The following is an 8,228-nucleotide window of genomic DNA, read 5'->3' as shown; positions in this document are numbered from 1 at the left end:
GCATCTTTTCCGGCTGCCTGATATTCTTCATCTAATAATTTCTTACATAATAAGTTTGTATTGATTACTAGATCTGGTGCGTCTTTGATTAGATATGTGATCTTTGTGATTGTTTTTCCTTGTAATTCTTCATGTCTTAGATAATCGATTGCATTACCTTGAGGAACTTTGAATCCGTCTTTTACTGCAAAAGCAATTTCTCCACTTCTCAACCATAGATTTTCCAAATGTTCCATTCCATATTTCTTACCATCTGATGTTTCGATTACGACACCTTCCATATTGTCACTTGTTGGTAAATAATCTGATTCAACATCGATTTGATAATGTCCCCAAGTTGTATTTGTAGCAATTTGTGCTGTTGCTTCATTATCTACAACAGTCTCACTAACCATTGCTCCCAATGTTCCATCACCATTTAATACTTTATATTCTGCAGGAATCGTATCAGTCACTGTCATATTTTCAATGATAGTCAACAATTTATTATTGCATCCTTTACCTTCCTTGATTGCCTCTTTAGCCTCATTATATAAAGAAGTTGGTACAGCAATATTGACATCTTTTAATCCTTCGATTTCTACACCTGAATCACTTTGTGTATAATAAGTAGCCCCAAATTTAGTTGATTTAGTTGTTGTCGCACTACTTACGGCATCATACATACCATCTTTACGATAATTAGAGGCTGTTACTTTATCTGCTGCTGTTAGATCCATAGTTGATGAAGCTTCAATATCGTTTAATTCACCATAATAGAAATCCGCATATGATAAATCAACTGTACCATAAACATATGGTGAGATTTTTTCAAGTGAGTTCATTGCATCTAATAATTCATTAGCAGCTTTAATTATCTCAACTTGTGATTCTTTAGCTTCTAATACTTCTCTAGCTACAGTTAATTTTTCTTGCAGTATAGCCCATGATTCAACAGTATAATCACTTTCTACTAAATTAGACGCAGTATTAATTGCAGCCTCTAAAGCCTCTGTTACGATATCTTCTTTAACGATATTTTCATCTGTTGCTTGGAATTTAACTGTATAATCTTCATATCCCATTGCATATACAGTTAATGCCCAATATCCTGTACCATCAGTCCCACTAGGCAATTGACATCTTAACGAATTAGTTAAACCTAATTGAATTCCCATTGATTTATGCATCCAGTTATCAGCAGCAAATTTAGTACCATATGAAGTTAAACAGTTACTATAACTGCTGTCATCACCATAATAGTCCCAACGCACAGCATACATTCTTGAACCTAAATCACCATAACCATCACCAGTTAAATCAACACGCAAGAATTCACCATAACTACCACTTGCTTCCTTCACTTCAGCTTCAATATTTGCAGCTTTAAGTTGTGATTTATCTTTTAAACCAGAATCAGTTCCAGTTTTTCTTGCACCAAAAGTAAAACTTCCATCATTATTTTTACTTGCAGTTTTTAATCCATTAGTTGTCTCTGTTACATTAGCACTATTAGAATAAGCCACTAATTCATTTTCACTAAAGCCGCCTATTACAGTACCATCATTTTCAACAACAGCATATTGTTTACAGAAATCATCATAATCTTCAGCTTTTACTTTTACAGGAACATATTTAATTCCTTTGACTTCATAATGATCCATTGTAGCTGTTTTTTCTACACCATCTTGTGTATATGTGATCACACCTTTATCAAAATTAATAGTATTTCCATTTGTCAAAACAGCATCATTTTTACTAGTCCAATAAGAAATTTCATAAGTCTTTCCATCAGTATCATAAATTACAGCATTGCACTGATAACTTCCACGGTGAAGTCCATGATTAGTAGTTGCTCTTGATACAGTATCAAAAGCCCCTTTATCTAATTCACCTCTTTTATCTGTTTGATTTGAACCAGCAGTTAAACTACTTCCTTCAACAAGATAAACATCTTCATTAGCCCAGTATTCTGCCCAGCTAAGCCCAGCATAAACATATTTATATTGAGCTGCTTTTTCTAATTCAGTAATAGCACTTTGTAATTTAGCTAATGCATCATTTACTATCGCTTGTGATTCCGGATTTTGATAAACCGCTTTAGCGCTGGCTAAATTAGCTTTTAAAACTGCCCACGATTCAACAGTGTAATCTTTTTCTACTAATGCTTCAGCTTTTAAAATTTCACTTGAAAGTGCTTCAAGATCAATTTTAGCTACTGTTTCAGCATTTTCTAGAGCTTTTAAAGCAGCCGTTTTAATGGCAGTAGATGTCCGTGTTGCTCCACTTACAGTATCCCATTGTTCGATGGTAGCTGTAGTTGCATCTTTTCCTTCAATCAATGTTTTAAATCCTTTGCTTTTGCTGTAAGCTTTATCAAAGTAAGATTTTGATTCACTATCATAATCATTTCCAGTAGTAACATTGATATTAGCAAACTTACCGTTTTCTACTTGTAAGTTTACTGTAATATCATATTCACCCCATTCTTCCTCGTTTTCATCGTCTTCTTGAGTCCGCAAAACTCTTTGGGTACTTTGATATGTGCCATCTTTTACAATATCATTAGCACCTATTCCAAAGACTGATGTTGGGGTAAGTCCCAATGACATTGTAAATGCCATCATGACAGCAAACGGCTTGTTTAAATTCTTCTTGTCTTCCATTTTTCTCTCCTCTTTCTTAAAATATTAATTAAATAGTTAGAAACCTCTAACTATTTAATTAATATTTTTTGACTTCCTTTACTAACTGTAGGAAGAATCCTTTTAGCAAGAAAGCCAATTAAAGCTCCAGTTATTATTCCCGCAATCATTAATGGCGGTAAATAATAAACGATCTTACTATTTTGAATGATCAAGATAGCAGCTAAAATTTGTCCAATATTATGACTTACACCACCTGCAATACTTATCCCCACGATTGAAAATCCCTTAATATTCTTCAAAAGCAGCATAATGAGATAACTTAAGATCCCACCAGATAAACTATACATTAATGAAAGCCCGTTACCAAATAAACATCCCATCAAAAGTATTCTAACTAACGAAATAAAGAATACTTCCTGCGGTTTTAAAATATAAAAACCAATCAATACCACTAAATTAGCCAATCCTAGTTTCATTCCTGGTAAGCCTACGTTTATAGGAATCAACACCTCGATATAACTAAAAGTCATTGCTAGAGCAACTAAAATTGCTGCATAAGTTACTTTCCTGCTCATTTTTACCCTCCTATTTAGAAATCCCATCTATTTCACTACCAGTTCCATCTTCTAAAATAACTTCGACAACTAATTTATGTGGTAAACAAACGATCGTCTCATTTTCTCTACTGATTTCATTTTGATCCATGCAATAACCATCAGGACAATCAGCTTCAATCATCTTTGCTCTACCATCTTTTATCTGGACAGTATTTATTCCTAAATCTTCTTTAATTTCGATTGTCTGATCATCCTCTAGAGAATATGTACCATAAACTTCACCATCAATTGTAATCCTGATACGATTACCTGCTGTTTGATGAGACATATTTATAAAAACAAACATTAAAACCGCTATAATAAGCAAAACTAAAACTAGATATATATCTCTTTTTTTCATTCATTAAACTCCTGCCCAAAAAAGCAATGACATTAATAACAATGCTTTAAAAATCGTAAAAAACACTTCATTTCCTTTAAGTTCCTTGATCCCGCAATGAACATTACCTTTAGGACAAATATCAATACATTTTTGACATTGAAAACATTCACCTGATGTTTCTAAAGAACCTGTATTTGGTAATTCAATATTTGAAGGACATTTTCTTGTACAACCTGAACATCTATTGATACAATTTTCCCTATCACGTCGTAATGAAAAAAATGGCAGTACTGGTAATAAGGCAAATACAGCGCCCATAGGGCATAAAAACTTACAGAAAAATCTTTCATGAAGCAACATTCCAATTATGATCAATAATAAGATTATGACGCCTGGAATATATGCTCCTAATTTCAAATTACCAGCATGAATCATTGAAAAAACATCCCAAGGACTGTAACCATTTGTAACATGGTAAACTCCAGCAAAACAAGCTACAACTATTGCTATTAGAATAATATATTTGATCCAAATTAATTTTTTAGCTACAGTATCACTTATCGAAATCGGTTTCTTTTTTAATTTTTTACATCCTTTGATATAAAGCGCATGACAGGCATCGCCTAAAGTTCCAAAAGCACAGGCAAAGCCACAGAAAAAGCGTCCAAAAATGATCGTATATAAACAGACAACAATTAAAATCGTAGTAAATGAAGTTAACCCAATTTTATCCCCTGTACCAATTTGTGTAAAAATATACTTTACTCCTGAAAAAGCAGCTGTGTATACAGAAGGAATAAAAATGAAATATAATAGTTGAATAACTGCTCTTAAATAAGTATGAATCTTATTTAAATCTTTTTTAGACATGTTATTTAAATCTAACTTTTTCATCCTAATTTACCGCCTTTTCTAAAGCTTTAGCTACAGCATCCTTGATTCCTGTAGAACTAAATGTCGCTCCACTTATAGTATCAACATCACTAGACTGTTTATCGATAATATCATCAATAATCTCCTTAGCCATCGTTAAATAAGCACTGTCTTCACCATCAGCTGATTTAATATTAATATTAGTTATCTTTTTATCTTTGACTACTACTTCAACTTCAATCATTCCACCAAATCCCTGAGCTTCACCACTATAAGTTCCATCTTTATAATCTGACGTTTGACTACTTCCATCACTAGTTGCACCAACTGTCAATTGAAGACTTTGTAACTGGGCATTTAGCTTAGCAATTTCATCATCTTTATTCCTAAATTCCAGCAAAACATTATAGCCAATAACTATACCTACGATCAAAAATAAATTTATCACTTTTATCACAAAACTTTTCATTTTATCGGATACACTCTTTCTTACTAATTTTCAATTTCTGCTTTACGTTTAGCATTTTCTAAAGCCTGAGTACATGCTTCAATAATCGATTTTGAAGAACAAGTTGCTCGAGATACAATATCAATATTATCAGTACCATTTTTCTCAATAATTTGTGCAACAACTCCTGGCAGTCTGCTGGTTCCATTAACAGCTCTATTGATATAACTATCATTATCATCAAGATATCCATCACCATAACCTTGAATATCTGTTACAGCTGCAATTTTACCATCTTTGATAATTATTTTTAAAGAAATAGTATATGCTGCAAAATCCTCATCTTCATCAGGATTACATAAAGCCTGGGCTGTATATTCACCATCATTATATAATACATCTTCAGTTGGGTTGTCAGGAATGATCGGTTCTTGTGGTTCGCTTGGTGTATCTGGTTTGCCATAAGTTGCTTCTTTAGCCTCATTAAGAGCATTATTGATCGCCTCTAAAATTCCATTAGAGCTAAATGTTGCTCCAGATACTACATCAACATCTGTATTTTGTTGTTTGATTACATTAGTGATCACTGCTTTAGCTCGTTCTACAAACGATTCATCATCAGCCTCAACATCAGTAATTAAAATTGCTTTAATTGTGTGATCTTGAAGAACTAAAGCTACTGAAATATCTCCCATATAACCTTCACCACTTCCATAATATACTCCGTCATTGTATGGAATCGTTCCTGCTGGTGCGCTAGCATCACTATTACTATTATTATTATTTTGATTAGTGTCAACAATCGTTGTTCCTTGAACAGCAGCTTGGCTCAATGCATTTCTTATTGCTTCAATGATCCCAACTGAACTATATGTAGCTCCAGATACTGTATCAACATTCGTACTTTGTGTTGCAATAACATTTGTTATAATAGCCTGGGCTTTTTGAATATAACTAGCTCCATCACTATGATCAGTAATCTTAATATCGGCTATCTTTCCACCTGAAATATCTACTTGAACTGTAATTTTTCCACCAAAACCAGTCCCCGTTCCATAATATGTTCCATCACGATATGCTTTAGGATCATCTACTTTATCTAAAACTGTACTTTTAGCAGAACTGTTTGTTTTAGCAACCGGATTATCATCACTTTCACCTGTAAGAGCATTTTTTACAGCAGTGATAATTCCATTAGAACTATACGTAGCTCCAGACACTACATCAACATCTAAGCTTTGCGATGCAATAATTTTATCAATTACACCTTTAGCACGATTGAAAAAAGCCGCATCATCAGCTTCAACTTCTAAAACATTGATAGCTGTGATCGTCTTATCTTTTATTTCAACTGAAACTGTTATTTTTCCAGCAAAACCAGTCCCAACACCACGATAAACTCCATCAGCTAAATCAAAATTTCCAACAGCAATCACATCATTTTCCTCTTGTTTATTATCATCTGTTGTCTTGATTTCACCGGCTTTTATTTCATATGTCGGAGCAACATAATTTACAACAGTAATTGCCATACAACCACCCAAAATAATTGTCGCAATTAAAGGTGCAAAAGCAGTTACCTTTTTATAATCACTCATCATTTAGCCCTCTCTTTTTACAATCTGTACTTCCTTATCACTAGAAAAACGCTCTGCAATTCCTTCACTAACATATATCGTACTATTATCATCTACTAAGATCATATCAAATTCATCATTATGTTTTTGCCAAAAATCAACTGCTTGATCTTTACCCATTATAAATAATGAAGTCGATAAACCATCAGCTAAAGTTCCATCTTCACTAACGATCGTAACTGATTTCAAGCCATTATTAGCAGGATATCCCGTTGCAGGATCAATGATATGATGATAAGTAATACCATCTTGTTCAAAATATCTCTCATATCCTCCAGAAGTAATTACCGCACAATCTTCAGCCTGCAACACTCCTAAATAATCTGTGCCATCAGGATCTTGAATGGCAACGCGCCATAGATCATCATCCGTTTTTCTTCCTAAAACCTGGACATTTCCACCTAAACTAACTAATCCTTTAGTCACCCCATTTTTACGAAAAATATCCATGATCCGTGATGAAGTATAGCCTTTAGCAATTCCCCCTAAATCAATTTTTAATCCTTCTTTTTCAAACGTAACGGTAGATTTCTTCTCATTTAATTTTATTGCTGAAGAATCAACTAGTGTTAAAAGCTGAGACAATACTTCGCTGCTTGGAACTGTAAAATTTTTATCTGTAAACCCCCATGACTGCATAATTGGATAAATTGTTATATCAAACTTTCCATTAGTTTCTTTCCACAAATCTAAAGAACGGCTTATTAAATATTTAGTATCATCTGATACTTTACCACCTCCATTGTTATTTAAAGAAGATACTTCACTATTTTTATCTCCTGTAGATAACAATGCATCAAGTCTCTCAATTTCATCAACTGCTTCATCCACTGCGTTTTGAGCATTCTTTCCATATGCAGTAACTGTCATGTAGGTATCCATTGCAAAAACATCTTCACTAACAGGTTCTTGAGCGGTATCATCCTCAGTTGCTGATCTACCACTACATCCTGTAAAAATCAGACATCCTAATATTATATAGGTAATTATATTCTTTTTTAACATACGCCCTCCAAAGTTAGCTTTAACTAACTATTTTCAATGAAATACTATCACTACCATATTGATGTGTCAAGTAACAATTCTACTTTTTTCAATAAAAATTTGTTATTATCTATAAATTATTTATTTTTACAAATACAAAAAGAACTGTCATAGTTTCACTATCAACAGTTCTTAAACTTATTACTTATCAACTTTTTTTCTTTTTAAAATCATTATTGCACCAGTAAAAAGCATCATTGCACCCCAGTGATTTATCACTTTTGAATCACCTGTTTTGATACTCATTATAGAATCGCTGGCTTTTACTGTTTCTAACCCTTCGATTGCTTTTGTTAAAGCATCATCAGCTTTATCTACTTCACTTTGCACTGCTTCGGGATTATTTAATACTACTTGAGCTTCATTTACTGCTTCTTCTACTACTGCCCAAGTCTTTGCACTATAATTTACTTTATTTAACGCCATCGCTTTAGTAAGCGTTCCTGTCAACAATTCCTTATTTGGAATCAACCGTAGATCTAAATATGTTTTCAATAATTCATTATATGCATTGTCTACTCCTTCCTGATTAACATTTGGATCATCTAATACTTCTTTAGCTTTGGCTGCTGCTTCTATAAATTTTTCTGCACTGGCTTCTGTATAGCGTTCTATATCTATTCCACTTACTTTATCATATAATCCCTGTAATAGCTCTTT

7 protein-coding genes and 1 pseudogene are annotated in these 8,228 nt (G+C 33.2%); all 8 read right to left on the bottom strand.

From position 1 onward, the window contains the following. Positions 1–2,645: penicillin-binding Tp47 domain C-containing protein (locus BR82_RS16880; RefSeq protein ID WP_084300864.1), on the bottom strand; the 2,645-nt coding region annotated here is incomplete at its 3' end. 50 nt (positions 2,646–2,695) lie between these two features. Then, positions 2,696–3,202, bottom strand: a complete 507-nt coding sequence (locus BR82_RS0113895) for a Gx transporter family protein (protein ID WP_034865157.1) — start codon at positions 3,200–3,202, stop codon at positions 2,696–2,698. A 10-nt stretch (positions 3,203–3,212) separates the two neighbouring features. Beyond that, positions 3,213–3,584 carry a NusG domain II-containing protein gene (locus BR82_RS0113890; RefSeq protein WP_027090666.1) on the bottom strand — a complete coding sequence of 124 codons (372 nt, stop codon included), beginning with the start codon at positions 3,582–3,584 and terminating at the stop codon, positions 3,213–3,215. 3 nt (positions 3,585–3,587) lie between these two features. Then, complete coding sequence (locus tag BR82_RS0113885) at positions 3,588–4,460, bottom strand: 4Fe-4S binding protein (RefSeq protein WP_027090665.1); 873 nt, start codon at positions 4,458–4,460, stop codon at positions 3,588–3,590. 1 nt (position 4,461) lies between these two features. Further along, positions 4,462–4,908 (bottom strand): FMN-binding protein, encoded by a 447-nt coding sequence (locus BR82_RS0113880; protein WP_027090664.1) that lies wholly within the window; start codon positions 4,906–4,908, stop codon positions 4,462–4,464. A gap of 23 nt (positions 4,909–4,931) precedes the next feature. Further along, positions 4,932–6,485, bottom strand: a complete 1,554-nt coding sequence (locus BR82_RS15995) for an FMN-binding protein (RefSeq protein ID WP_034865159.1) — start codon at positions 6,483–6,485, stop codon at positions 4,932–4,934. A gap of 3 nt (positions 6,486–6,488) precedes the next feature. Continuing rightward, positions 6,489–7,529, bottom strand: a complete 1,041-nt coding sequence (locus tag BR82_RS0113870) for an FAD:protein FMN transferase (RefSeq protein ID WP_027090663.1) — start codon at positions 7,527–7,529, stop codon at positions 6,489–6,491. 180 nt (positions 7,530–7,709) lie between these two features. Then, positions 7,710–8,228, bottom strand: a pseudogene (locus BR82_RS15990) (FIVAR domain-containing protein); the annotation flags it as partial.

Origin of the sequence: Thomasclavelia saccharogumia DSM 17460 (assembly GCF_000686665.1) — a bacterium.
Classification (GTDB): domain Bacteria; phylum Bacillota_I; class Bacilli_A; order Erysipelotrichales; family Coprobacillaceae; genus Thomasclavelia; species Thomasclavelia saccharogumia.
This window is presented reverse-complemented; position numbering and strand designations above follow the sequence as displayed.